This window comes from Pontibacter mangrovi (genome assembly GCF_006385705.1).
GTDB classification, from domain to species: Bacteria; Bacteroidota; Bacteroidia; order Cytophagales; family Hymenobacteraceae; genus Pontibacter; species Pontibacter mangrovi.
Map to the genome: position 1 here is coordinate 45,755 of NZ_VFRQ01000001.1, position 23,390 is coordinate 69,144.

The 23,390-nt window shown below is 52.8% G+C and carries 23 protein-coding genes; 10 read left to right on the forward strand and 13 right to left on the reverse strand.

What is annotated here, in order from left to right; genetic code table 11:
* The first annotated feature begins 122 nt into the window (after positions 1-122).
* On the forward strand, positions 123-620 hold the full coding sequence (locus tag FJM65_RS00205; protein ID WP_140618132.1) for a MarR family winged helix-turn-helix transcriptional regulator: 498 nt from the start codon (positions 123-125) through the stop codon (positions 618-620).
* A 361-nt stretch (positions 621-981) separates the two neighbouring features.
* Here FJM65_RS00205 and leuS read toward each other — a convergent pair whose 3' ends face one another.
* A complete protein-coding gene (leuS, locus tag FJM65_RS00210) occupies positions 982-3,750 on the reverse strand; it encodes a leucine--tRNA ligase (RefSeq protein WP_140618134.1) in 2,769 nt (922 codons plus the stop codon).
* Positions 3,751-3,924: 174 nt separating this feature from the next.
* On the opposite strand from leuS, the gene FJM65_RS00215 reads away from it, so the two are divergent.
* Positions 3,925-4,125, forward strand: a complete 201-nt coding sequence (locus FJM65_RS00215; RefSeq protein ID WP_140618136.1) for a hypothetical protein — start codon at positions 3,925-3,927, stop codon at positions 4,123-4,125.
* Positions 4,126-4,127: 2 nt separating this feature from the next.
* On the opposite strand, the gene FJM65_RS00220 is transcribed toward FJM65_RS00215, so the two are convergent.
* On the reverse strand, positions 4,128-4,388 hold the full coding sequence (locus tag FJM65_RS00220) for a hypothetical protein (RefSeq protein WP_140618138.1): 261 nt from the start codon (positions 4,386-4,388) through the stop codon (positions 4,128-4,130).
* 67 nt (positions 4,389-4,455) lie between these two features.
* Positions 4,456-4,860 (reverse strand): hypothetical protein, encoded by a 405-nt coding sequence (locus FJM65_RS00225; RefSeq protein WP_140618141.1) that lies wholly within the window; start codon positions 4,858-4,860, stop codon positions 4,456-4,458.
* A 184-nt stretch (positions 4,861-5,044) separates the two neighbouring features.
* Here FJM65_RS00225 and FJM65_RS00230 point away from each other — a divergent pair, with 184 nt between their 5' ends.
* The 3 genes from FJM65_RS00230 to FJM65_RS00240 all read left to right on the forward strand — a co-directional run bounded on the left by FJM65_RS00230 (position 5,045) and on the right by FJM65_RS00240 (position 7,415).
* Positions 5,045-5,341: a GIY-YIG nuclease family protein gene (locus FJM65_RS00230; RefSeq protein WP_140618143.1), complete on the forward strand. Its 297-nt coding sequence runs from the start codon at positions 5,045-5,047 to the stop codon at positions 5,339-5,341.
* A 139-nt stretch (positions 5,342-5,480) separates the two neighbouring features.
* A complete protein-coding gene (locus FJM65_RS00235; RefSeq protein ID WP_140618146.1) occupies positions 5,481-6,479 on the forward strand; it encodes a cation diffusion facilitator family transporter in 999 nt (332 codons plus the stop codon).
* Positions 6,480-7,415: a ketopantoate reductase family protein gene (locus FJM65_RS00240; RefSeq protein ID WP_140618148.1), complete on the forward strand. Its 936-nt coding sequence runs from the start codon at positions 6,480-6,482 to the stop codon at positions 7,413-7,415.
* A 126-nt stretch (positions 7,416-7,541) separates the two neighbouring features.
* Here FJM65_RS00240 and dprA read toward each other — a convergent pair whose 3' ends face one another.
* Complete coding sequence (gene dprA, locus FJM65_RS00245) at positions 7,542-8,657, reverse strand: DNA-processing protein DprA (RefSeq protein WP_239022773.1); 1,116 nt, start codon at positions 8,655-8,657, stop codon at positions 7,542-7,544.
* 21 nt (positions 8,658-8,678) lie between these two features.
* Positions 8,679-9,026 (reverse strand): MerR family transcriptional regulator, encoded by a 348-nt coding sequence (locus tag FJM65_RS00250; RefSeq protein ID WP_140618150.1) that lies wholly within the window; start codon positions 9,024-9,026, stop codon positions 8,679-8,681.
* 201 nt (positions 9,027-9,227) lie between these two features.
* Between FJM65_RS00250 and alaS the strand changes: the two genes are divergently transcribed.
* The 3 genes from alaS to FJM65_RS00265 all read left to right on the forward strand — a co-directional run bounded on the left by alaS (position 9,228) and on the right by FJM65_RS00265 (position 14,540).
* Positions 9,228-11,864 (forward strand): alanine--tRNA ligase, encoded by a 2,637-nt coding sequence (alaS, locus tag FJM65_RS00255; RefSeq protein ID WP_140618152.1) that lies wholly within the window; start codon positions 9,228-9,230, stop codon positions 11,862-11,864.
* An 85-nt stretch (positions 11,865-11,949) separates the two neighbouring features.
* Positions 11,950-13,407: an Asp-tRNA(Asn)/Glu-tRNA(Gln) amidotransferase subunit GatB gene (gene gatB / locus FJM65_RS00260; RefSeq protein WP_140618154.1), complete on the forward strand. Its 1,458-nt coding sequence runs from the start codon at positions 11,950-11,952 to the stop codon at positions 13,405-13,407.
* 11 nt (positions 13,408-13,418) lie between these two features.
* Positions 13,419-14,540 (forward strand): TlpA disulfide reductase family protein, encoded by a 1,122-nt coding sequence (locus tag FJM65_RS00265; RefSeq protein ID WP_140618156.1) that lies wholly within the window; start codon positions 13,419-13,421, stop codon positions 14,538-14,540.
* Between the two features lie 102 nt (positions 14,541-14,642).
* On the opposite strand, the gene FJM65_RS00270 is transcribed toward FJM65_RS00265, so the two are convergent.
* From FJM65_RS00270 to FJM65_RS00285, 4 genes are all read right to left on the reverse strand, one after another.
* A complete protein-coding gene (locus tag FJM65_RS00270; protein ID WP_140618159.1) occupies positions 14,643-15,305 on the reverse strand; it encodes a hypothetical protein in 663 nt (220 codons plus the stop codon).
* 6 nt (positions 15,306-15,311) lie between these two features.
* Complete coding sequence (locus FJM65_RS00275) at positions 15,312-15,845, reverse strand: acyl-CoA thioesterase (RefSeq protein WP_140618161.1); 534 nt, start codon at positions 15,843-15,845, stop codon at positions 15,312-15,314.
* 183 nt (positions 15,846-16,028) lie between these two features.
* Positions 16,029-16,961, reverse strand: a complete 933-nt coding sequence (locus FJM65_RS00280; RefSeq protein WP_140618164.1) for a gliding motility protein GldB-related protein — start codon at positions 16,959-16,961, stop codon at positions 16,029-16,031.
* 170 nt (positions 16,962-17,131) lie between these two features.
* The gene (locus tag FJM65_RS00285) at positions 17,132-17,791 is read right to left on the reverse strand and encodes a protein-L-isoaspartate(D-aspartate) O-methyltransferase (RefSeq protein ID WP_140618166.1); all 660 of its coding nucleotides are present in this window, start codon (positions 17,789-17,791) and stop codon (positions 17,132-17,134) included.
* A gap of 218 nt (positions 17,792-18,009) precedes the next feature.
* Between FJM65_RS00285 and FJM65_RS00290 the strand changes: the two genes are divergently transcribed.
* Together FJM65_RS00290 and FJM65_RS00295 are read left to right on the forward strand one after the other, a co-directional pair.
* On the forward strand, positions 18,010-18,594 hold the full coding sequence (locus FJM65_RS00290) for a riboflavin synthase (protein WP_140618168.1): 585 nt from the start codon (positions 18,010-18,012) through the stop codon (positions 18,592-18,594).
* Between the two features lie 73 nt (positions 18,595-18,667).
* Positions 18,668-18,973: a ferritin family protein gene (locus FJM65_RS00295; protein ID WP_140618170.1), complete on the forward strand. Its 306-nt coding sequence runs from the start codon at positions 18,668-18,670 to the stop codon at positions 18,971-18,973.
* Here the strand turns inward: FJM65_RS00295 and FJM65_RS00300 are convergent.
* The 4 genes from FJM65_RS00300 to FJM65_RS00315 form a co-directional block, all read right to left on the reverse strand.
* On the reverse strand, positions 18,970-19,434 hold the full coding sequence (locus tag FJM65_RS00300; RefSeq protein ID WP_140618172.1) for a DoxX family protein: 465 nt from the start codon (positions 19,432-19,434) through the stop codon (positions 18,970-18,972). The two genes, FJM65_RS00295 and FJM65_RS00300, sit on opposite strands and share 4 nt — an antisense overlap.
* 57 nt (positions 19,435-19,491) lie before the next feature.
* Positions 19,492-20,109 (reverse strand): trimeric intracellular cation channel family protein, encoded by a 618-nt coding sequence (locus FJM65_RS00305; protein ID WP_140618174.1) that lies wholly within the window; start codon positions 20,107-20,109, stop codon positions 19,492-19,494.
* Positions 20,110-20,175: 66 nt separating this feature from the next.
* Positions 20,176-22,449, reverse strand: coding sequence for a TonB-dependent receptor (locus FJM65_RS00310; RefSeq protein ID WP_140618176.1), 2,274 nt, complete (start codon positions 22,447-22,449; stop codon positions 20,176-20,178).
* A gap of 193 nt (positions 22,450-22,642) precedes the next feature.
* A complete protein-coding gene (locus FJM65_RS00315; protein WP_140618178.1) occupies positions 22,643-23,338 on the reverse strand; it encodes an SIR2 family NAD-dependent protein deacylase in 696 nt (231 codons plus the stop codon).
* Positions 23,339-23,390 lie beyond the last annotated feature (52 nt).

The following is a 23,390-nucleotide window of genomic DNA, read 5'->3' on the forward strand; positions in this document are numbered from 1 at the left end:
TTGTAATTGAGCTATTTGTGGATTTTAGGAATATTGTATCGTTTTAGAGGTTAAATTATTGTGCAGAGGCTGAGATTTTTCGATAAAATTTATTATTATTGAGAAACTCACCTTTAAACACTATGACCTTTAACACAGAAATTGGAATCCACTCGTTTCGGAACGAGTGGCAGAAAGCTAGTCTGAGCATCATTTACACGTATGGCTTTCTGAGCCACGGGCATGAGAGCTTCTTTAAAAGGCACAAGATCACGAGCCAGCAGTATAATGCCCTTCGGATTTTGCGAGACCAGTTTCCCAAGCCTGTCTCTACTTCGTTTCTCCGCGAGAAGATGCTGGACAGAATGTCGGACACATCCAGGCTAGTAAGCCGGCTGAGTGCCAAAGGCCTCGTGTCGGTTACCCAAAACCCTTCTGATAAACGCTTGGTTAATATCCTGATCACTCCGGAAGGAGAGGGGCTTTGCCAGGAGATCGAACGAAACCTGCATCAACTGGATGCCATGATGCAGGGGCTGACGCTGGAGGAGGCTGATACGCTGGTAGAGCTGCTTGGCAAAGTGCGCCAGTCTATTAAACAAGTGGAGGAAAATGCAACAGTGGAAGCTGTAAGCGCTTAACAATCTTTAGTTCTTAAAGTATACTTGCTCACCTTAAAGCGCAAAGAGGTGATGGAAGAGGCTGCAACCTTTTCCGTCACCTCTATTTTATTTTTGTCCGGTTGGATGCCACCCCAAACAGAAGTATGGCAATGCCAAGGTAGGAGAGCAGGGTGGTATTGTCGGTGGAAGATGCAAGACTGCGCCAGTCGCTCCGGGGCAGGGAAAAAATAACTTCGGCGCAGCAAAGGGAGAGGATTCATACTGCACTGCGTAAGCTGCTGATAGACAAGTTGTAGTGCAGGTGCTGCTAAAAGAAAAAAGCCGCCCAGCATTTTGCTGAAGCGGCTTTTTACGTCGTTAGTTGGTAAATGGGGATTATTTATACCACCACGTTGATGATTTTGTTAGGGACAATAATAATTTTCTTTGGTGCTTTCCCGTCAAAAAACTTCGTAACCTGTTCCTCGGCCAGCACCGCCTTTTCAATTTCCTCGCGCGGGGCATCCAGGGCAAAAGTAAGCTTGGCGCGCATCTTACCATTTACCGATACCGGGTATTCAAAGGTGTTCTCCACCAGGTACTCTTCCTTCCATTGCGGGAATTCGGCATAGCTGATGCTTTCCTTGTGGCCCAACTGCTCCCACAACTCCTCGGTGATGTGCGGCGCGTAAGGGGAGAGGATGACGGTGAGCGGCTCCAGGATGGCGCGCTTGTGGCACTTGAGCTGGTTCAGCTCGTTCACGCAGATCATGAAGGTGGAAACAGACGTGTTGAACGAGAAGCGCTCGATGTCTTCCTCCACCTTTTTGATCGTCTTGTGCAGCGACTTCAGCTCCTCAGCCGTCGGCTCCTCGTCGGTTACCTGCAGGTTTCCCTGCTTGTCAAAGAACAGCTTCCAGTACTTCTTCAGGAACTTGTGCACGCCGTCCATGCCGTTGGTGTTCCAGGGCTTGAACTGCTCCAGCGGACCTAGGAACATCTCGTACATGCGCAGCGTGTCTGCTCCCTGGCGCTCCACAATGTCGTCTGGGTTCACCACGTTATACTTCGACTTCGACATTTTCTCGATCTCCACACCGCAGATATACTTGCAATCTTCCAATATAAATTCGGCGTCGGCGTTCTCCGGTCTCCAGCTCTTGAAAGCCTCCAGGTCCAACACGTCGTTGTCGACGATGTTCACGTCCACGTGCAGCGGCGATGTCTCATATTGATCTTTCAGGCCGAAGGAAACATACTTGTTCGTGCCGTTGATGCGGTACACGAAGTTCGAACGTCCCTGGATCATGCCCTGGTTGATGAGCTTTTTAAACGGCTCCTGTTCCACTACCAGCCCCAAGTCATACATAAACTTGTTCCAGAAGCGAGAGTACAGCAAATGGCCCGTGGCGTGCTCAGAGCCCCCGATGTAGAGGTCCACGTTGCGCCAGTACTTTACAACATCCTCATCGGCAAAGGCACTGTCGTTCTGCGGGTCCATGTAGCGGTACCAGTACCAGCTACTTCCTGCCCAACCCGGCATAGTGCTCAGTTCATACTCATATTGATTCTCATACTTCCAGTCCACGGCGCGGCCCAGTGGCGGCTCGCCTGTTTCGGTGGGCAGGTACTGGTCGATCTTTGGCAACTCCAGCGGCAGCTCCTCCACTTTGATCAGGTGCGGCACGCCGTCTTTAAAGTATACCGGCACCGGCTCGCCCCAATACCGCTGGCGGCTGAACACGGCATCACGCATGCGGTACTGCGTGCGGCCTTTGCCTACGCCCAGCTCCTCGGCTTTGGCGATGCCTGCTTTGATAGCCTCTTTCACCTCCAGCCCGTTCAAAAAGCCGGAGTTGATGATCTTGCCTTCTTTGCCTGCGTAGGCTTCCTCCTCAATGTTGCCGCCTTCCACTACCTGCGGAATCGGCAGGCCGAAGTGCTTGGCGAAGGCATAATCGCGGCTATCGTGGCCCGGAACGGCCATGACGGCTCCTGTACCGTAACCAGCTAGTACGTAATCGGCAATCCAGATTTGTACTTTATCGCCGGAAAGCGGGTTGACGGCGTAAGCGCCTGTAAACACGCCGCTTACGGTTTTTACATCCGTCATGCGCTCGCGCTCCGAGCGGTTCTTGGCCACGTTCACGTACTCCTCCACCGCAGCGCGTTGCTCCGCTGTCGTAATTTGCTCCACCAGCTCATGCTCCGGCGCCAGCACCACAAACGACACCCCGAAAATTGTATCGATACGGGTGGTAAATACTTTGATCTTATCCGCTGCGCCTTCTATAGAAAAATCCAGCTCGGCGCCCACGGATTTACCGATCCAGTTGCGCTGCATCTCCTTGATCGGCTCCGGCCAGTCTATAGTTTCCAGGCCCTGCAGCAAACGCTCCGCATAGGCGGTGATGCGCATCATCCACTGGCGCATTTTCTTGCGCTCTACCGGGTAGCCGCCGCGCTCCGACACGCCGCCTACTACTTCGTCGTTGGCCAGCACCGTTCCCAGGGCAGGGCACCAGTTCACCACGGCTTCGGCCACGTATGTCAGTCTATACTTGAGCAGAATTTCTGACTGCTGCTGCTCGTTCATACTTTTCCACTCTTCAGCGGTAAAGGCGGGGGTGTCTTCGTCGCAGGCAGCGTTCACGTTGGCGTTTCCGTTGGCTTCGAACGCAGCGATGATCTTGTCTATGCTTTCCGCTCTATCAGAAGTGTAGTTGTAGTAGCTGTTAAACAGCTGCATGAAGATCCACTGCGTCCATTTGTAGTAGTTGGGTTCATAGGTGCGGATTTCGCGCTCCCAGTCAAAAGAGAAACCGATGTTCTTCAGCTGCTCCACGTAGCGTTCAATGTTCTGCTCGGTGGTGATGGCCGGGTGCTGGCCCGTCTGGATGGCGTACTGCTCGGCTGGCAGACCAAAGGCGTCGAAGCCCATCGGGTGCAGCACATTATAACCTTTCAGGCGCTTGTAGCGGCTCACGATGTCAGAGGCGATGTAGCCAAGCGGGTGGCCCACATGCAGGCCCGCGCCGGAAGGGTACGGGAACATATCCAGGGCGTAGTACTTTGGCTTATCACTGGTGGCCGTGGCTTTAAACGTCTGGTTCTCTTCCCAGTAACGCTGCCACTTCTTCTCAATCTGGTTGAAATTATACTCTGACATCTTGTATCGCTATACTTATACTTTAAAGTTGAAGTGCTAAGATAATTCTAAAATGTTAAATGTTGCATGTTCCGGTGCCGGAAAGGGGGGCTGCGCGTATTATTTATACTTTCCCAGTCATATTGTATCGGGCTACGTATATTTGCTGAAATTTAAACAGCACAGAAGGCATTTATGGCGATTTCACTCGACAACCTCCGCAGAGGCAAGAAGTACAGGCTTACGAACTATGGCGAAACCCATGAGTTTCAGGTGGTGGAGATGCCGCAGGAGGAGGTGTACCGTGTAAAGGACCTGCTGACGCTGGAGACATACCTGCTGAACGACCTGATCAAGTATGGCAAAGGCAAAGACTACGACCTGGAAGAGCTGTAGCCCTAGCCGCGGCTAACGCTGCCTTTTTTCTCCCAGTGGCTTTTTAAGATCACATTGCCCTGTGGTTGCCGCACGATGCGGCGCACAAAACGCTCCCCGGCTATACTTCCGTCTTCGTTGCGTTTGCCTATAAACAACGTCACAGGCTCGCCCAGTTCGTTGGTGATAAACGTGATGTCTTTTCCGGAGAATTTCTGATCAAAGCGCTGCTGCGGCTCATATACTTTCTCTAAAAGTTTTTCGAGTTTGGGGCTGATCGGCATGGGTGACACGTTGTATCAATATGTATCTTATACTTCTGGTAAGTGTACCGCTGTTTAGTAAAAGTAGTTACGCACCGCTGGTTAGCCACTTAAATGCCGTATCAGGGCTGTAAAAAGTTCTGAGATCGATTTGTCCGGGGCGCAGTTCCTGTACCTGGTCAAACATCTTCAAGGTTATGAGTTCCTGCATGGCATCAGAGGGGATCACGCGCGCATAGCGCTCCAGCCGGAGCCTCTTCAGGAAATCGGCGCCAAACGCGGAGGCCCAGCGCTGCAGGCCCACATCCATACTAATGCCCGCGCTGTTGATCGAAAGAAACAGCCTTAGGCCGTGCTCCAGGCATTCCTCCAGACTTTTCGAAAAAGCTTGCTTAAACTCCTCATCCGTTGGCTGCCTCAGCCAGGTAAGCTTCAGCAGGCTTAATCCGGGCTCTACTTCCACGGTGGCGTACTCTTTTTGTAACACAAGCATAGGCAGGCTTTCAGAAGAGGTGTGCGATGTTTTTCTATAGATTATTACTACGTAAGCGAAGTATAGGTGTAAAGTATTGGGTAAGATTTTCTAAAACTAAGGGAATGTTTGGATATTCCATGCGATTATCGGCTAACGCTGCGTTCTATGGATCGTATAGTATGAACGAACGGAAGGGAATTTTATGCAAGCACATCAGCCGCACTACTTTGTGTATATTTTTAGCGACCAACCCCGCGAGAAGGTGGAGATAGGCGTTTCAGGAGACCTGCAGGAACTGTCGCACACTATGGCACTGCCAACAGAGAGTAGCCTGCCTTCTCAACCGGCAAGGCTGGTGTACTACGAGCATTACCGCCAGGAGGAGGAGGCGCGAAGCCGCGAGCAGCAGCTGAAAAAGGGCAACCACGACGCCACCATCCGCCTAGTGGAGTCGATGAACCCCAACTGGCTAGACCTGAGCGATACGTTGGTTGATTAGGGCTCGGCTTTGCGCTTAGCAGCTTTTGCGCCGAAACGCCGCATTCCAGTGGACTTTGGTGCTTCAGTTGTTTACCTTTGCCCATGTCTGCGTGGCAAGGCATCTTTTCCATTGTATGCCTTCTTAAGATTTATCTACTTTGCTAAAAAAAATCAATAACCTCAGCGAGAATATTCGGCTGCAGCTGTTTGTTGTGCTGGTGGGCGTGGTGCTTCTGATCGCCAAATTCCTGGCCTTCATGCTCACAAACTCCAACGCCATCCTTACCGACGCGCTGGAATCAATCATCAACGTGGTGGCCGGTGCTTTCTCCCTGTACAGCCTGGTGCTCTCGGCCCGGCCCAAAGATGAGAACCACCCTTACGGGCACGGCAAAATCGAGTTTGTGGCCGCCACCTTGGAAGGGGCGCTTATTCTGGTGGCCGGCGGTGCCATTATCGTCAAATCCATACTTAACCTGATCAAGCCTATCCCGCTTTACCAACTGGACCTGGGCATTATCCTGACCGCCGCAGCGGGACTGGTAAACTATATTGTAGGATTTATTACGGAGCGGAAAGGCAGGCAGAACAACTCGCTGGTGCTGGCTGCGGGTGGCAAGCACCTTAAAACTGACGCTTACTCTACGGTGGGTATTCTCATTGGGCTTTTGCTCATATACATTACCGGCATGGTGTGGCTCGATAGTGTGGTGGCGATTGCTTTCGGGCTGATGATCGGCTTTACCGGCTACCGCATTCTCAGGTCTTCCATTGCAGGCATCATGGATGAAGCAGACTATGAGCTACTGCAGCGCATTGTGCAGGCCCTGAGCGAAAACCGCCGCGAGAACTGGATCGACATACACAACCTGCGCGTTATCAAGTATGGCTCCACGCTCCACATTGACTGCCACCTGACGGTGCCCTGGTACCTGAACGTGCAGGAGGCGCACGACGAGGTGGAGGCCGTGGCGCAGCTGGTGCGGGAGAAGATCGACCCAAGCATAGAGCTCTTCATTCATACTGACCCCTGCATTTTGCCGTCCTGTGCGGTGTGCACTAAATCCGATTGCCAGGTGCGCCGGCAGCCATTCCGGGAGCGGGTGGAGTGGGATTTCGAGAAAGTGATCGCGGACCGTAAACATGGCTTGTACTAAATGGAAAATCAAAAGTATAGAATAGCTGTCGTGGGCATTGGCGGCGTGGGCGGCTACTACGGCGGCAGGCTGGCGCAGCGCTTTGCCGGAGACGATAAGTATGAAATCATCTTTGTAGCCAGAGGCGCGCACAAAGAGAAAATAGAGCAGGAAGGGCTGAAGCTGGAACTGGAGCAGGAAACCCTGACAGTGCTCCCAGATGTGGTGACGGACAAGCCTGGAGAGCTCGGACAACTCGACCTCATCCTGTTCTGCGTGAAGAGCTACAGCCTGGAGCAGGTGGCCGAGCAGTTTGCCCCAAGTATAACTTCGGAGACCATGATTTTGCCCTTGCTGAATGGCGTGGAAAGTATAGAATACCTGCAGCGGCGCTTCCCGGAGGCGCAGGTGCTGTGGGGCTGCGTGTACATCATCTCCAGCATCAAAGCACCCGGCGTGGTGCAGGTGCAGGGCAAGTATAACCGCCTAGTGTGGGGCAACCCAAAGCTCCCGCAGGATAAACTACAGCATATAAAATGGCTTTTCGACGATGCCGGTATCAATCACGAATACTATGAGCAGGAGGTAGAGGCGAAGGTATGGGAGAAATTCTCGTTTATCTCGCCGGTGGCCAGCCTTACCTCGCTTACGCATCAAAGTATGGGCCGGATCATGGAGCAGGAGCCGCTGCGGCAGCAACTACAGCAGTTGATGCAGGAACTGGTACAGGTGGCAAAAGCCAAAGGTATACACCTGCCGCAGGACATGGTGGCGCGCAACCTAGCGGTGGTGGAGAAACTGCCGCAGGGGGCTACCTCCTCCATGGAGCGCGACTTTGCGGACGGCAACAGAACCGAGCTGGAAAACCTGACCGGCTACATTGTGCGGGAGGCCGAGAAGTACAGGGTGGAGGTGCCGATTTATGAGCAGGTATACCGGGAGCTGAAGGGTCTTTAATTGTTAAATTGTTAGATTGTTAAATGGTTGGTTCAGTTAGAGTAAGAATTTCATGAGTGCTAATTATTGCTTTCGTGCTTTATTTACTCAAGAAACAACCAGCAACCAACAACTAACAACCAACAATCACAACAGCATAAACCGCTTACCCGGCAGCGCCTTTACCATTCCTTTAAACTCCAGCCCTAACAGCACCGAGGCCAGCAGACTTATAGGCACCTGTGCCTTCCAACTCAGGTTGTCCATGTGCTCCTCGCGGCTTTGCTGCAGCACTTGTAGTACTTTGAGTTCATCCTCGTTAAATTCAGTGGGGTCGAAGGCGGAGGTTTTCTTTTTGGCAGCGGCCTCATCCTCCAAATCCCAGTTCAGCAGCTCCACCAGGTCCTGCACCGAAGTATAAGCCACGGCTTTCAGCGATTTGATCAGGTGGTTGGTACCTTCCGAAACAGGAGAAGTGATATTGCCCGGCACAGCCATTACCTCCTTGTCATAGCTGTGGGCGATGTCGGCGGTGATAAGGGTGCCGCTTTTCATAGCAGCTTCTACTACAATGGTGCAGTCGCTCATGCCGGCGATGATGCGGTTGCGGGCCGGAAAGCGCGGGGCATCGGGTTTGGTGCCGAAGGGGTTTTCGGTTATCAAGCCACCCTGCGTGAGCATGCGTTCGGCATACTTGCGGTGCACGGCCGGGTAAATCGTCTCGGGTCCGCTGGCCATCACACCGATGGTAGGCAAGCCCGCCTGCAGCGCCGCCCGGTGCGCCACCACGTCCACGCCATAAGCCAGTCCGCTCACGATCATGGCGCTATAGGGCTTCAGTTCCTCCACAATGCGCTCCGTTACCGTCTGGCCATAAGTGGTTATCTGCCTGGTGCCTACCATGCTGATGATGCGGCGTTGGTTGAGGTTGGCGTTGCCCCGGAAGTATAAAAGCGTGGGCGCATCCGGAGTTTGTTTCAGCCGGTCCGGAAACCTGGGCGAAGTATAAAACAGCAGCTGCACCTCCTCTTCCTCCGCACGCTTTACCCACTCCTCCGCCTGCAGCAGCGTGGCTCTGGCGTTCTCTTTTATACTTTGGATGAGTTTGGGCCCCACGCCCGGGATCTTTTGCAACCTGGCCGGCGGTGCCTCAAAAACAGCCTTTGGCGAGCCGCAATAGCTCACGAGCTGGCGCGTTAGCTGGGCACCCACACCGGGCATGCGGGTAATGGCAACCTCGTAGATATTCTGTTCCTCTACCATAGGTAAAGAACTACGCAGCTTTTAGGCTTTGGTGTTCAGTTGGTCTTTGATGCCCAGCAGAAACGCCTTTACCTTCTCCAAAGATTCCACCATCTCCATCTTGTCCTTGGCCTGCACCGGCTTGTTTTTCATCACCTCACGGGCACCCTGTATGGTATAGCCGCGCTCCTTTACCAGGTGATAGATGGTGCGCAGCGTCTCTATGTCTTTGGAAGTATACTGCCGGTTGCCTTTCTTATTCTTCTTCGGTTTGATTTGCTCAAACTCGGTTTCCCAAAAGCGAATGAGCGATGGGGCTACGTCGAACATGCCGGCTACCTCGCCGATGGTATAGTATTGCTTCTCTATTTCTTTTTCCTTGTATGGCATAATGGTCTGTCTTTAATAAGGCAATGCAGGCGTAATTTTTAAGCAATTGTTCCTGATTACGGCTAAATATGCTACTTTTGCCTATAATGTGCTTGTAGGTAAGTGTCAGGTTAATGGCATTACCGTTTGGCAAAAATTAGATATTTTTCGCTCTTAAACAACAAGTATAGCACTTAGTATCTAAAGGCTTAACACTCATACATGAACTCAGCTGAGATTAGACAAAAGTTCTTGGACTTCTTTGCTTCCAAACAGCACCAGATCGTGCCTTCTGCGCCCATCGTGGTGAAGGATGACCCCACCCTGATGTTTATCAACTCGGGCATGGCGCCATTTAAAGATTACTTCCTGGGCAACAAACCCGCGCCTTACAAGCGTGTGGCCGATACGCAGAAGTGCCTGCGCGTGAGTGGAAAGCACAACGACCTGGAGGAAGTAGGCTACGATACCTATCACCACACCATGTTCGAGATGCTGGGCAACTGGTCGTTTGGCGATTACTTTAAAAAGGATGCCCTGGCTTGGTCATGGGAGCTTCTGACGGAAGTATACAAACTCTCTAAGGACAGGCTGTATGTTTCGGTGTTTGAGGGCGATGCGTCGGAGAACCTGCCGATGGACCAGGATGCTTATGACATCTGGAAGACGATGATCGCCGAAGACCGCATCCTGATGGGCAACAAAAAAGATAACTTCTGGGAGATGGGCGATACCGGCCCCTGCGGTCCGTGCTCTGAGATCCACATCGACCTGCGCTCTGAGGAGGAACGCGCCAAAGTTGATGGAAAAACACTGGTGAACGCCGACCATCCGCAGGTGGTGGAGATCTGGAACAACGTATTCATGGAGTTTAACCGTTTGGCCGACGGCACGCTGGTAAAATTGCCTGCCCAGCACGTAGATACAGGTATGGGCTTCGAGCGTCTGTGCATGGCCATCCAGGGCAAGCGCTCCAACTATGACACGGATGTTTTCCAGCCGCTGATCCAGATTATTGCCAAAGAGGCTGGCGTAACCTACGGCCAGGACGAGAAGACAGACGTTGCCATCCGTGTAATCGCCGACCACATCCGCGCCATTTCCTTTACCATTGCCGACGGGCAGCTGCCGTCTAACAACAAGGCCGGCTACGTGATCCGCCGCATCCTGCGCCGTGCGGTGCGCTACGGCTTTACGTTCCTGGACTTCAAAAAGCCATTCCTTTACAAGCTAACGGAGGTGCTGGCAGAGCAGACATCGCATGTGTTCCCGGAGCTGAAGCAGCAGCTGAGCTTTGTGCAGCGCGTGATCGAGGAAGAGGAGAACGCTTTCCTGCGCACGCTGGAGAACGGCCTGAAGCGCCTGGATGCGCTGGAGGAAAGCTTTAAGCAGAACAACTACACCATCGACGGCAAAACGGCCTTCGAACTATATGATACATTCGGCTTCCCGCTGGACCTAACCGCTTTGATCGCCCGCGAGAAGGGGCTGAAAGTTGACGAGCTGGGTTTTGCCACGGAAATGGAGCAGCAGAAGAACCGTTCCCGCAAGGCTTCCGCCACCGAGCAGAGCGACTGGGTTATACTTCAGCCGGACGTGGTGAACGAGTTTGTGGGATACGACTGCGATGTAACCGACTCCCATATTGTGCGCTACCGCCAGGTAAAAACCAAGAATAAAAACGAGTACCACATCGTGCTGGACAAAACACCGTTCTACGCCGAGAGCGGCGGACAGGTGGGCGATGTGGGCTTCCTGGTATCGCACGATGAGCGCGTGGAGGTGCTGGACACGAAGAAAGAGAACGATCTTATACTTCATATCACCAGTAAGCTGCCGCAGAACGTGGAGGCTGGTTTTGTCGCCGAGATCGATGCGGAGCGTCGTAACCTGATCCGTAAAAACCACTCGGCTACACACTTGCTGCACTCCGCTTTAAGAAAAGTATTAGGCGACCATGTGCAGCAGCGCGGCTCACTGGTAAACGAAAAGATTTTGCGCTTCGACTTCTCCCACTTTGCCAAGGTAGAGGATGCCGAACTGCGCCAGATCGAGCATATCGTGAACGAACGCGTGCGCCAGGCCATCCCTTTGGACGAGCGCCGCAACGTGCCGATTGACGAAGCAAAAGGCATGGGCGCCACCGCCTTGTTTGGTGAGAAGTATGGCGACTTCGTGCGCGTGATCACTTTTGGTAGCGATTATTCTGTGGAGCTTTGCGGCGGAACGCACGTGCACAACACCGGCAACATCGGCTACTTCAAGATCATCTCCGAAAGCTCAGTGGCCGCCGGCGTGCGTCGTATTGAAGCCATCACCGCTGGGGCAGCAGAGGAATACATGCAGCAGCAGTTGAACGAGCTGAACGCGGTGCGCGAGGTGCTAAACACGCAGAGCAATGTATCAGGAGCGGTACAGAAGATGCAGGACGATCTGAAGGCCATGCAAAAGCAGCTGGAGCAATACGAGCTGAAGCAACTAAGCAGCCTGAAAGATTCTCTGGCTCAGAAAGCGCAGCAGCTGGATGGCATTAACCTGATCACCGAGCGCGTGGACCTGAGCTCTGCCGATTACCTGAAGAAGCTGGCTTTCGACATGCGTCAGGTAGTGGAGAACCTGGTGCTTATACTTGCCGCTGAGATAGATGGCAAGCCACAGATCGCGGTGATGCTGTCGGATAACCTGGTGCAGGAGAAGAACCTGAACGCAAGCCAGATGGTGCGCGAACTGGCCAAGGAGATCAAAGGCGGCGGCGGCGGACAGCCGTTCTATGCTACAGCAGGCGGCAAAGACGCAAGTGGCTTGAACGCCGTGCCTGCCAAAGCTGTAGAACTAGTAAAGAACTTAATGAATAGTTAATAATGATTAATCAATAATGAATAATGATGGAGGTGAGTTCGAAAATCAATTACTCATTCATCATTACTCATTAATCATTAAACAAATGGATAAAGCGATAAGAGATAAATACCAGGCCATTATTGGTTTAGAGGTACACGCGCAGTTGCTCACCGAAAGCAAGGCCTATTCTTCCGACTCGACAGAGTATGGCATGCTGCCCAACACCAACCTGAGCGAGATCACCCTGGCGCACCCGGGAACTTTGCCGCGCGTGAACAAGCGCGTGGTGGAGATGGCCGTGAAAATGGGACTGGCTACGAACTGCGAGATCACGAAGCATAACGTGTACGCCCGTAAGAACTACTTCTACCCGGACCTTCCGAAGGGCTACCAGATCACGCAGGATAAAACCCCGATCTGTACACATGGCCATATCCTGATCAAAGATGCTGCCGGAGAGGAGAAGCAAATCGGTATTACCCGCATCCACATGGAGGAAGACGCCGGTAAATCGATGCACTTGCCGGGCGAGGTGGAGACACTGGTGGACTTTAACCGTGCCGGCGTGCCGCTGATCGAGATTGTATCGGAGCCGGATATCCGCGACTCGGAGGAGGCCTACAACTACCTGATCGAGATCAAGCGCCTGGTGCGTTACCTGGACATCTGCGACGGCAACATGGAGGAAGGCTCTTTGCGTTGCGATGCCAACATTTCAGTCATGCTGAAGGACTCACCGCTGTGGGGTACGAAAGTGGAGGTGAAGAATATGAACTCCTTCCGCAATGTGCAGCGCGCTATTGAGCACGAGATCGAGCGCCAGATCATGGTGCTGGAGAACGGCGGTAAGGTAGATGGCGAAACCCGTAACTTCGACTCGAACACCGGCACCACCACGGCCATGCGCTCTAAGGAAACACTGAACGACTACCGCTACTTCCCGGAGCCGGACCTGCCGCCGCTGGTGATCGAGCAGGAGTGGCTGGAAAGCGTGAAGGCAGCCATGCCGAGTTTGCCGCAAGAGCTCTACAAGCGCTTTGTAACAGAGTTTGGCCTGCCGGAGTACGACGCGGCGGTGCTGACGGATGCTAAAGAGATTGCGTTATACTTTGAGCAACTGGCAAACCACACCAAAAACTATAAAGCCGCTTCCAACTGGGTAATGGGGCCTGTAAAGTCATACCTGAACGAGCTGCAGCTGCACATCCGGGATTTTCCGCTGAAGCCGGAACAAATTGCGCAGCTGATCGCTTTGGTAGATGAGAATAAGGTAAGTCACTCAGTGGCAGCCAAGAAGATCTTCCCATACATGGTGGAGCATCCGGAGTACACAGCTCAGCGCGTGGCCGAGGAGGAGAACCTGCTACAGGAGTCTAACTCCGACGAGCTGGCACAGATTGTGCAGCAGGTGTTGTCTGAGAATCCGGCAAAAGTGGAGGAGTACAAAGCCGGCAAGCAGTCGCTGATTGGCATGTTTATGGGGGAGATCATGAAAAAGACGAAAGGCAAAGCCGATCCGAAAGTGACAAACCAACTCCTTAGAGAAAAATTGAACGCATAAATAGGTCAACTATGAAATTTAGAAGCATCTTAGCTGTCGCCTCGGCTACGGCTATACTTGCCAGCTGCCAGGGCAACAAGTCAGCCACCAACGGCGACAACTACACAATAGAAGGTAAGCTAAATAATGCCACACCCGGCCAGGTATACTTATTTGAACTGGGGGAGCAGAGCTTTGAGCCGCGTGATACCGCTCAGTTGAGCAAAGAAGGCAACTTTACGTTTTCTGGCAAGATCGACGAACCTACCTTTTACCGCATCTCCTTAGACCAGCAGAATGGTTTGATGCTGGTGGTGGAAGAAGGTAAAATTGAGGTGGAGGCTGATGCCAAAGACCTGAACGGTACGGCCAAGGTAGAAGGCTCTGAAGAGTCGAAGCTGTTTATAGAGCTTAATAACTTGGTGAACGATACCCGCAAGAAGCAGCAGGAACTGGAGCAGGGTTTTGCGAAAGCCATGCAGGAAGGCAACGAGGCAGAAGGTGAACGCCTGCGCGGTGAGTACTTTAAGCTGCAGGACCAAATAAAGAATTTCATCGCGCAGCACCCGAAGTCCATTGTCTCTGCTTTTGGAACAGCTAGCCTGGTAGACCCCGTGAATGATTTTGCCTTTGCCGATAGCATGGCTACGTTGTATACCAAGTACATCCCAAACTCCAAGTACACTGCCATGGTGAACGAGCGCCTGAAGCCGCACCGTAGCACAGCTATTGGGCAGGTGGCGCCAGAGATTACGCTGCCTACTCCGGATGGCGGCACTAAGTCACTGTCCTCGCTGCGTGGCAAGTATGTTTTAATTGACTTTTGGGCCAGCTGGTGCGGACCGTGCCGCAAAGAGAACCCAAATGTGGTGAAGATGTATAACCGGCTGAAGGACAAAGGCCAGGGCTTCGAGATTTTCGGCGTTTCCCTGGACCAGTCGGAGGAAAAGTGGTTGGCAGCCATTGAAAAGGACCAGCTTACCTGGCCGCACGTGTCTGACCTGAAAGGCTGGGAGAGCAGCGCAGCGCAGCTCTATAACATCACGGCCATCCCACAGACGGTGCTAGTTGATCCGGAAGGAAAAATCGTAGCCAAAGGCCTGCGAGGTGCGGAACTGGAGCAGAAGCTTGAGTCTTTGCTGAACGAAGGGTAAGGGTTACCGGATCATTTGATCTTTTGACATAATTAAAGAGCGGCCTTGCAACATTGGAAGGCCGCTCTTTTTATGCTTTACCGAAAGCTTTCGGAGTATAGGCTATACTTTGAACGTTCTCTGCAAGGCGCCCCACAGCATTTTTTTATGCTCCACGTTATCTGCCAGCATTTTAAGCGCCTGTGAGAAAACCACCGGCACCGACCCAACTGTTACCGGATTATAAAGCGTAAACTTCTCGTGCGGCAGCGCTGTCTCGATGCGGCTGGCAAAGCTGATGATATAGTTTACCTGCAGCTCCTTCTGCAGTTCCTCGAACAAGGCCAGTTCTCCGGAAATATTATTTACATACGCCACATCGGATGGCTGCAGCCCAATGGCCGAAAGGATCTTCTGCAGGAACTGCAGCTGTGGCAGATGGGCAAACTCAGCCTCCGGAATAGTTACCAGCACCACAACGCCTTTCCTGTTTTCCCCGGCAACCTTATACTTCTGCTTTTGCGCGGCGGGCTCCTTTTTCGGAATTTTTGGCAGCTCGTGCACGTGCTGCTTGGCAGCCACCGGCTCTGGCGGTACCATGGCCTCAGGAGCCGCTACCGTAGCCGGTGAGGTGGCATCTTCCTCGGCTGGTTTAGGTGCTGGTGCAGTCGCAGGCTCAGCAATTTTAGGCGCAGGCAAAGCAATATCGCCCTCAACCAGGTAAACTGTTTCGGGTATAAAGCTCTTCAGGAACTCATCGCTAATATCTGCTTGTAAGCATGGCATGTAGATTTATCCTTGTGCGTCTTCCTTGATGTCAAAAATAGAGCGTAGCTCGTTTGCCTCGCTTGGTTTCATGCGGCCGGCAAGTACCAGGCGCAGCTGGCGGCGGCGCAGGGCCCCATCATATAAGCTGATCTCTTCTTCGGTTTCTGGAACAGCTTCGGGCACATCAATCGGGTTGCCCAACTGGTCTACGGCCACAAAGGTAAAGAAAGCTTGGTTCGACATAACCTTCTTACCGCTTGGGATATCCTCAGCATACACTACAATGTGCACCTCCATGGAGGAGTTAAAGGCGCGGGTAACCTTGGCTTCCAGCGTCACCACGTTCCCCAGCTTTATACTTTCAGCGAAAGAAACATTGTCTACAGAGGCTGTCACCACGATGCGGTTAGAGTGTTTCTGGGCCGCGATAGCCGACACAATATCCATCCAGTGCATCATTTTTCCGCCCATCAGGTTGTGCAGCGTGTTGGTGTCGTTGGGCAACACCAGCTCCGTCATGATAACATAAGAGTCAGATACTTTTTTTTGTTTGCGCATTGTATAAGCGATGATTTTGATGCAAAGATACGCTTAAGCCCCGAAACGGTAAAATATACTTCATCTCTTTGGGCAGGTACAACCTAAGCGTAACAGGCATTGCGGCCGGCGCAGCATGAGGAAGGCACCTGCCGTTAGGTACAGGTGCCATGTTATCATCAGCCAACGAAATGGCAGTGTTTCTTAGTTGAACTTCTGTGCGTAGCCGCTTTTCTCCAGGAAGGCAGCGTAATCCTGTATCCTCAGGATATCCCGCACGGCTTGTTTTTTATCTGTAGCCTTGTTATAGTAGGCTTCGCAGATTTTGTACCCCATGTAGTAGCCAAGGTCAGCAGGCCTCTCTTTCATGTTTTCGCCGTTGTAGAGCCAGTTGCTGACGTCACCTTGGTGCATGCCTGCCCGGAACTCCTCCCAAAGCGCCTGCTCGTGCTTATCGCCGTAGGCATGCGCCACTTTATTAATATGACCGTTTGCGGCAAGGGTAGCTACGAAGTCTGCGGCTCCCTCGCCTATACTCATGCCCAGCAGCGTGGAGTCTCCCTTAGAGTCTCTCTGTAGAATGTGAATGAACTCATGGATCACTACCAGGTCGATCTGGTCCATGGGCTTGAGTACGGCTTTGTGCCAGTTTCCGAGCTCCTCCGTGGGGGTGTTAGGGTATAAACCAAACATGTCCACGCCTATCACAGGGTCATCTGCAATGGTGCCGGCAGAGTTCATCGCTCCGACGACGAAGTATACACGGGGGATATTTGTGTCGGGATAGAGTTCCTTTAGCCGCCCATAGTGTGCCTGCATTTTGGGCACTGCCTCCTGCAGCTTATGGGTATGTCCTTTTAGTTGTGTGTAATATTGAGGGTGCCTGTTGATGACCTTTTGCAGGTATGCAGCATTCCTGATGCGGCCGGGCGTGAACTGCTTTACACCGGCTGATGCTTTCTGCAGGTATTCTTCGTCCAGCACCCGCACAGAGTCTTCTTTGCTTTGTGCCTCTTTCAGTTTATCAAAGGCATTCCAGAAGAGGTCAACATCCGAGGTGACGATCTGGAAAGAAGCCTGGCTATAGCCAGCAGCAGAGGTGAGCAGCAGTGTTAAAAGAGCATATAATTTTTTCATAGTTGTAGGTTTTTAGCTAAAGATAAGAGCTTAGGGCAAAAGGTTGCACTTACCTGCCTAATAAACAGTTAAAGCCCACTTTCGTGCTGGTAAAGCAGCTTCAGCTGTGAAGGCAGCGTGTGCCAATGTTTCTACAACTATAAAAGGGCGGGGGCAGGAAATGCGAGAGGTTATGCGCCGCCGTCCCAGCCGGAGCGGCCGAGCAACGGCACAAACTTAAAGTCTGTGAATTCCTCGCGGGTAAACTCGTTCTCACCGACTCTGGTAATGCGCAGCATTTTCTGCGTCTGCTCATCCCCGACAGGTATCACCAGTATGCCATCGGTCGTTAGCTGGCGCAGCAGCTCTTTGGGCACAACGGGAGCCCCGGCGGTCACAATAATTTTGTCGTAAGGCGCGTGGGCGGGTAAGCCCAGTGATCCATCGCCATGAAAGGTATGCGGTTTTAAACCATGCTTGCGGAAAAAGAGGCGGGCCTTCTCGAAAAGCGGCCGGTTATACTCAATGGTATAAACATTTGGGGTGATTTGCAGGAGCACCGTGCACTGGTAGCCGGAGCCCGTTCCGATTTCCAGCACCTTGTCGGTAGGCTTAAGCTGCAGCAGCTCCGACTGAAATGCCACTGTGTAAGGCTGTGAGATGGTTTGGCCTTCTCCAATCGGGAAAGCTTTGTCCTGGTAGGCCTGTTCCACAAAAGCCTTGTCGAAGAAGTAATGACGCGGTACAGTTTCGATGGCTTTCAGCACGCGCTCATCGTGGATGCCTTTCTCGCGAAGCTGTCTTACTAAAGCCCGGCGCATGCCTTTATGTCTGTACGTGTCGGTTTGCATGAGGAATTTGCTAGGGGTTTATGCTAAACTTACTGCCGGTTCAGGCGGCAGGTTTGCGAAAATAAGCATCCCTGGGCAATTTTACCTGCCATTTGCAGCATTTCCTGCGCATTATTTAGCCGGGCAGCTGTATGGCTGGCAGAATGATGTTAAATTTGAGGGATCGTTTTTCATTGCGGTTGAAATAGGAGCGCATCGCATCATTAACAGGAATATATATGTTTACAGGAATTATAGAGGCCCTGGGCCAGGTAAAAAATATCCGGGAAGAAGGCACTAACAAGCATTTCACGCTGAGCGGCCCCTTTACGCAGGAACTCAAAATTGACCAAAGCCTGGCGCATAACGGTGTATGTTTAACTGTGGTGGGCATTGATGATGAGGCCTACACGGTTACGGCCATTGATGAAACGCTGCAGAAAACCAACCTCAATAGCCTGAGCGTGGGGGATAAGGTAAACCTGGAGCGTTGCATGCAGGCCAACGGTCGCTTCGACGGGCACGTGGTGCAAGGGCACGTAGACCAAACCGGCGTATGCGAATCGGTGGAGGATGAGAACGGCAGCTGGCTGTTTACCTTCAGCTACGACCCCGGCAAGGGGAATGTAACGGTAGAGAAAGGCTCTATCTGCGTGAACGGCATCAGCCTGACCGTAGTCAACTCGCACGAAGACCGTTTTTCGGTAGCCATCATCCCTTATACCTATGAGCATACCAACCTGCACACCATAAAGCCCGGGCACACGGTAAACCTGGAGTTCGACATCATCGGGAAGTATGTGGCGCGCCTGTTGAACAGGTAAAGGCTGTTGGGCTTGCCAACCTGGCACGAGGAGGTTCCGTTAGAGGGTACAGTAACACAAAACTATACTTCTTATGCCTACGGAACAATACCATGAGCCAGCCAGCGAGCTGTCGCAGGAAACACGGACTTTTGCCCGCATGCTTACTTCAGTTATAGAAGAGGCAGAGGCCATTAACTGGTACGAGCAGCGCATCTCGGTGGAGAAGGATCCTCAAGCAAAAGCCATTATGCAGAACGCGCAGGAAGAGGAATTCAAGCACTTTGGGATGGACCTGGAATTTCTGCTGCGCAAAAAGCCGAAATGGCGCGAGATGATGAAGATTATCCTTTTCTCCGAAGGGGATATCGTGGAAAAAGGGGAGAAGGCGGAGGACTAGAACCTCCGCTCCTGCATCGCCATACTTTGGTCGATGCTCAGGTTTCCGGCGCCGCCAACAACCAAAGCCCAGGCCATACCTATTACCAGCAGGTGATATTCGTAGCCCTCGCCGGCCTGGTTGCCGCCCCAGTTCATAAAAAAGCCGTTTGGTAGGTGCACCGTAAGTATGATGCCTACAAAAAGGCCGATGAGGCACAAAGCCCACAGGCGCACCCAAAAGCCAAGGATCAAACAGATAGAGCCTATTACCTCAATAATGATGACGATCCAGCCCAGCCAGCCGGGAAGACCGGATATTTGCTCGAATGACTGCATGAAGCCTGCCGGCCCATGGCCGCCAAACCAGCCCAGAAGTTTCTGAGCGCCGTGCGGAAAAATGATCAAGCCCAAGAACACCCGCACTATAGTGAGGCTCCAGGTGTCGTGTGTGGCCAGAACTCTATCTTTAAAGAAACCCATATCCGATGCCGTCGTTTGTTCCCTCCACAGTACGAATATTCCGGAAAGATAGATAAGCTACGGCTGCCGGTTAAACTTAGGAAGGCTTAGATTAAACTTGATGGCCACCAGGCGGATAATGATGATCAGTAGCATGGAAGCGATGAAGCTGATGTTTCTTTCCACTTGCAGATACTCCAGGCCCAGGTAAAAAGACGCACCCACCAGGCAGGCGCTGGCATAGATTTCCTGCCGGAAGAGCACCGGCACCTCGTTGGTAAGCGTGTCGCGGATAACGCCGCCCATGACAGCTGAGAACATGCCCATGATGGCTGCTACCTCAGGGCTCGTGCCCAGCTCGAGGGCTTTCTCCATGCCTACCACCGTAAAAATGGCAATCCCCATGGTATCGAACAGCTGAAAGGTTCGGCGCAGTTGCAGCATCCACTTGTAAAAGAGGCCACTGGCAAGTATGGAAGCAAAAATAACGTAGAGCACTGTGGTGTCCTGTATCCAGACAAGTGGGTAGCTGCCCAGCATGATATCACGGAGACTGCCGCCGCCGATGGCCGTGACAAAGCCCGTGAAGGCAGCGCCGAACCAATCCTGCTCCCGGTCCCGCTCACTCACCGCCAGCGCCCCGGACATGGCAAACACGGCGGTTCCTATTAACTCAAGTATATATTGTATGCTCAATCTCTTACGTGTAAAGCGGCAATATAAGGGGCTTTAGCTTAGGAAAAAACATGTTGGCCCATACGCTTACATCAGCCCGAATTTCAGCCCGAAGAAAAAAGTGCGTGGCCTGGCCGGGCCATACACATAGTTGCTGTCGCGGTAGCGGCCGGTGTCAAAATCGCTTTGGTAGGCGTTGAGGATGTTCTGTACGCCGGCGTGCAGCTGCAGGTCCTGCTTTATACTTTTGATGGTGAAGCGGTAAGCGAGTTTCAGGTTGTTTTCTACAAACGTAGGAGAGGAGTACAGCTCATCCTCCACCACGCCCGGCGCCCCTGCAAAGTGCGGCACCAGCATCGGCCCCGTCAGCACGCCCGAGAAAGTGGCGTTGAAACGGCCCTGCGGAAAAAAGGAAAGCACATAGTAGCCGTAGCTGCCTGGCGTGCGCAGGTAATCGCGCGTGCCCTGTATCTCGGAAGACCATTGCACCGGCGCATCATACCTGGAGCTTTGCACCGTTAGCCCCGTCTCCAGCTGAAACCGCTGGTCATAATTCAGGCGCCCTTCCAGGGTAATGCCTTTCACCGTAGAATGGCTGCCGTTCTTGCGCAGCAACTGCTGGTTGCCCTGCGCATCCGTCCCGATCTCCTCCAGCACAAAGGCGTTCTGCAGGCGCGTGTGAAAGGCGTCCAGCGTAAAACCATAGATCATATGCTCACCAGGCTTGTTAAAGTCCACGGAGGCGTTGAAGGCGTTGGAAGTCTCCTCCCGCAGCTCCGGGTCAAGCTGGACAAGCGAAATGCCGCCGCCTGCAAAGGCAATGTGCAGGTCGGTTTCGAAGGCCTGTGGTGCCTTAAAGCCGCGGGCGTAAGAGGCGCGTACCTGCGTGGTGGTGCCAATCTTGTAGAGCGCGTTCAGGCGGGGCGTAAAAACGAGCCCCTCCACGTTGCTGTGCCGGTTGGCCCTTACGCCGGAAAGTATGGTCAAGGCAGGGGTAAATTCCCAGTCGCTTTGCAGGAACAGGCCGGTCAGGCTGTTCTCCTGGTCTATCAGGTAGTTGTAGGCTTCAATCGCATCAAAAGTATCGTCATACTGATGCTCGGCCCCAGCTGTAAAAGTGTTGCTGCCGCCCAGGAAGCTGTGGGAAGTATGGTTCAACTGAAAACCACCCTGCAAGGTATAATTCCGCGTCTGCCCCCATCCGTCCGCCTGGTCTATGCCTGTGTAGTGGGTGCGTTTGGTGTTTTGGCCCGAGCCGTAGACACTGAAGGAGGATTTCCCGTTCCCGAGCCGGTGGTCCCAGTTAAAACCGCCTACCAATATGTTGTGCAGCCGGTACTCGGACTGGTCTGCACGGTCGGCAGGCTCATCCAGGCGGTTGCCGCCTTTGCGTTCTTCATAAATGCTCCAGCCGTTCACATCCAGTTTGTCTCTGTCGGTCGGCCTGAAAAAGGCATTAACGCCGAAGGAGTTGTTCTTCAGCTGCGCCAGCTCCGAGTAACCATCACGGTTGGCGTCATACGCTTCTTTGTCACGGTGAGAGGCGAAAAAGGAGGCGCCGGCGTTGCCTGCCTCGTTTACCGTGTTGGCGTTGGCATTGAGGAAGTGGTCCCACGCCTTGCCGTCTGTTAGGGAGGAGTTGCTCGAGAGGGTGAAGGTGCTCTCTTTGGGCTCTTTGGTGATGATATTCACGGTGCCGGCGATGGCGCTGGAGCCATATAGGATGGAACCGCCTCCCCGCACTACCTCTACGCGCTCCACCATATTGGCAGGAATTTGCTCTAAGCCATACAGGCTCATCAGGGAGGAAAAGACAGGGCGGCTGTTTATCAGGATCTGCGAATAGGAGCCCCCCAGGCCGTTCATGCGCAGCTGCGTGTAGTTGCAGGTCTGGCAGTCGGTTTCCATGCGCAGGCCCGGCTGAAAGCACAAACCCTCCGACAGGGTGTTGGACTGTGTGAGGTTAAACGTGCGGCTGTCCAGCACGTTCACTGCCACAGGGCTCTCCAGCCTTCGCCGTTCGGTCCGGGTGCCCGTCACCACCACCTCGTTCAGGGTGGCATTGGCCTCCGTGAGGGTGGTAGGCAGCATTACTGCGGAATCAGGATACACCTGTACAGGGTGCAGCTCCCTTTTATAGCCGATGGCTGTTACCATCAGCTCATATTTTCCAGCCGGGATCTTCTCCAGCGTATACTTCCCCTCCAGGTCGGTAGGGGCGCCCCAGGTCGTGCCTTTTAATAAGACGGTGGCGTAGGGAATAGCCTTGCCGTCAGCTTTTACAGTGCCTTTAACGGAACCATGCTGTGCAGCGGCGGTAAACGAGACGAGATGTAATAGAAGTAGTAGTGCGTTTCTCATAGTTTTAAAGTATAGCTATTTAATTTATTTGAAACGCAAAAGTATAAATTTAGATTTATCTAAAACAATGTTTATGCAAGTTTAATCTCTTCTGATGTTGATTATACTTTGGGTGGCATGGTAGAGGGAGGCCAACAAAAAAGCCCTGCAGGTATAACCGGCAGGGCTTGCTGTATTTTCTAAAAGTATGGACTCATGTATATTTTTCCCGGAGCAAAGCCGCTACTTTTTGCATGCCAGTACTTGCTTTTTCCTCGTACAGGTGCAGGTTAGGCCGCTTCCGCATGCTGGGCAGGTTCGGATCGATGACAAATACAGGCACGTCTGCCTCAACGAAATCCACCAGGCCGGCAGCCGGGTAAACGACCAGCGAAGTGCCCACAACCAGGAAGATCTCAGCCTGCAGCGTTTCCTCAATGGCTTTCTCCATCATCGGCACGGGTTCCCCGAACCACACGATGTTTGGCCGCAGCTGAGACCCGCGCTCGCACTTATCGCCTTTTTTCAGTTCCCAGCCTTCGATAGGGTATACCAGCGATGGGTCGAGGGTGCTGCGGCTCTCAAAGAGTTTGCCGTGGAGGTGGATGATGTTGGTGGAGCCGGCGCGCTCGTGCAGGTCGTCTACGTTTTGGGTGATGATGCGCACATCGAAGTCCTGTTCCAGGTCGGCCAGCGCCATGTGGGCCGCGTTTGGTTTTACGGTATGGGCATTCTTCCGGCGCTGGTTGTAGAAGTCCAGCACCAGCTCGGGGTTTTTATGCCAGCCCTGCGGCGAGGCCACCTCCATCACGTCATGCCCTTCCCACAGCCCGTCCGCATCGCGGAAGGTAGCAATCCCGCTCTCGGCGCTGATGCCAGCACCCGTTAACACCACCAGCTTCTTTTTCAAATCATCTATACTTTATGTTGCCTCAACCAAAGCCATACTTAAAACTTATATG

Excerpts from the sequence above, each read along its gene's own strand:
- leuS (WP_140618134.1), bottom strand. The coding sequence starts at position 3,750 with ATGTCAGAGTATAATTTCAACCAGATTGAGAAGAAGTGGCAGCGTTAC.
- FJM65_RS00265 (WP_140618156.1), top strand. The coding sequence starts at position 13,419 with ATGAAATTTAGAAGCATCTTAGCTGTCGCCTCGGCTACGGCTATACTT.
- FJM65_RS00275 (WP_140618161.1), bottom strand. The coding sequence starts at position 15,845 with ATGCGCAAACAAAAAAAAGTATCTGACTCTTATGTTATCATGACGGAG.
- FJM65_RS00285 (WP_140618166.1), bottom strand. The coding sequence starts at position 17,791 with ATGCAAACCGACACGTACAGACATAAAGGCATGCGCCGGGCTTTAGTA.
- FJM65_RS00220 (WP_140618138.1), bottom strand. The coding sequence starts at position 4,388 with ATGCCGATCAGCCCCAAACTCGAAAAACTTTTAGAGAAAGTATATGAG.
- FJM65_RS00270 (WP_140618159.1), bottom strand. The coding sequence starts at position 15,305 with ATGCCATGCTTACAAGCAGATATTAGCGATGAGTTCCTGAAGAGCTTT.
- FJM65_RS00310 (WP_140618176.1), bottom strand. The coding sequence starts at position 22,449 with ATGAGAAACGCACTACTACTTCTATTACATCTCGTCTCGTTTACCGCC.
- FJM65_RS00295 (WP_140618170.1), top strand. The coding sequence starts at position 18,668 with ATGCCTACGGAACAATACCATGAGCCAGCCAGCGAGCTGTCGCAGGAA.
- FJM65_RS00280 (WP_140618164.1), bottom strand. The coding sequence starts at position 16,961 with ATGAAAAAATTATATGCTCTTTTAACACTGCTGCTCACCTCTGCTGCT.
- FJM65_RS00225 (WP_140618141.1), bottom strand. The coding sequence starts at position 4,860 with ATGCTTGTGTTACAAAAAGAGTACGCCACCGTGGAAGTAGAGCCCGGA.
- alaS (WP_140618152.1), top strand. The coding sequence starts at position 9,228 with ATGAACTCAGCTGAGATTAGACAAAAGTTCTTGGACTTCTTTGCTTCC.
- FJM65_RS00205 (WP_140618132.1), top strand. The coding sequence starts at position 123 with ATGACCTTTAACACAGAAATTGGAATCCACTCGTTTCGGAACGAGTGG.
- FJM65_RS00250 (WP_140618150.1), bottom strand. The coding sequence starts at position 9,026 with ATGCCATACAAGGAAAAAGAAATAGAGAAGCAATACTATACCATCGGC.
- FJM65_RS00300 (WP_140618172.1), bottom strand. The coding sequence starts at position 19,434 with ATGGGTTTCTTTAAAGATAGAGTTCTGGCCACACACGACACCTGGAGC.
- dprA (WP_239022773.1), bottom strand. The coding sequence starts at position 8,657 with ATGGTAGAGGAACAGAATATCTACGAGGTTGCCATTACCCGCATGCCC.
- FJM65_RS00240 (WP_140618148.1), top strand. The coding sequence starts at position 6,480 with ATGGAAAATCAAAAGTATAGAATAGCTGTCGTGGGCATTGGCGGCGTG.
- FJM65_RS00290 (WP_140618168.1), top strand. The coding sequence starts at position 18,010 with ATGTTTACAGGAATTATAGAGGCCCTGGGCCAGGTAAAAAATATCCGG.
- gatB (WP_140618154.1), top strand. The coding sequence starts at position 11,950 with ATGGATAAAGCGATAAGAGATAAATACCAGGCCATTATTGGTTTAGAG.
- FJM65_RS00215 (WP_140618136.1), top strand. The coding sequence starts at position 3,925 with ATGGCGATTTCACTCGACAACCTCCGCAGAGGCAAGAAGTACAGGCTT.
- FJM65_RS00230 (WP_140618143.1), top strand. The coding sequence starts at position 5,045 with ATGCAAGCACATCAGCCGCACTACTTTGTGTATATTTTTAGCGACCAA.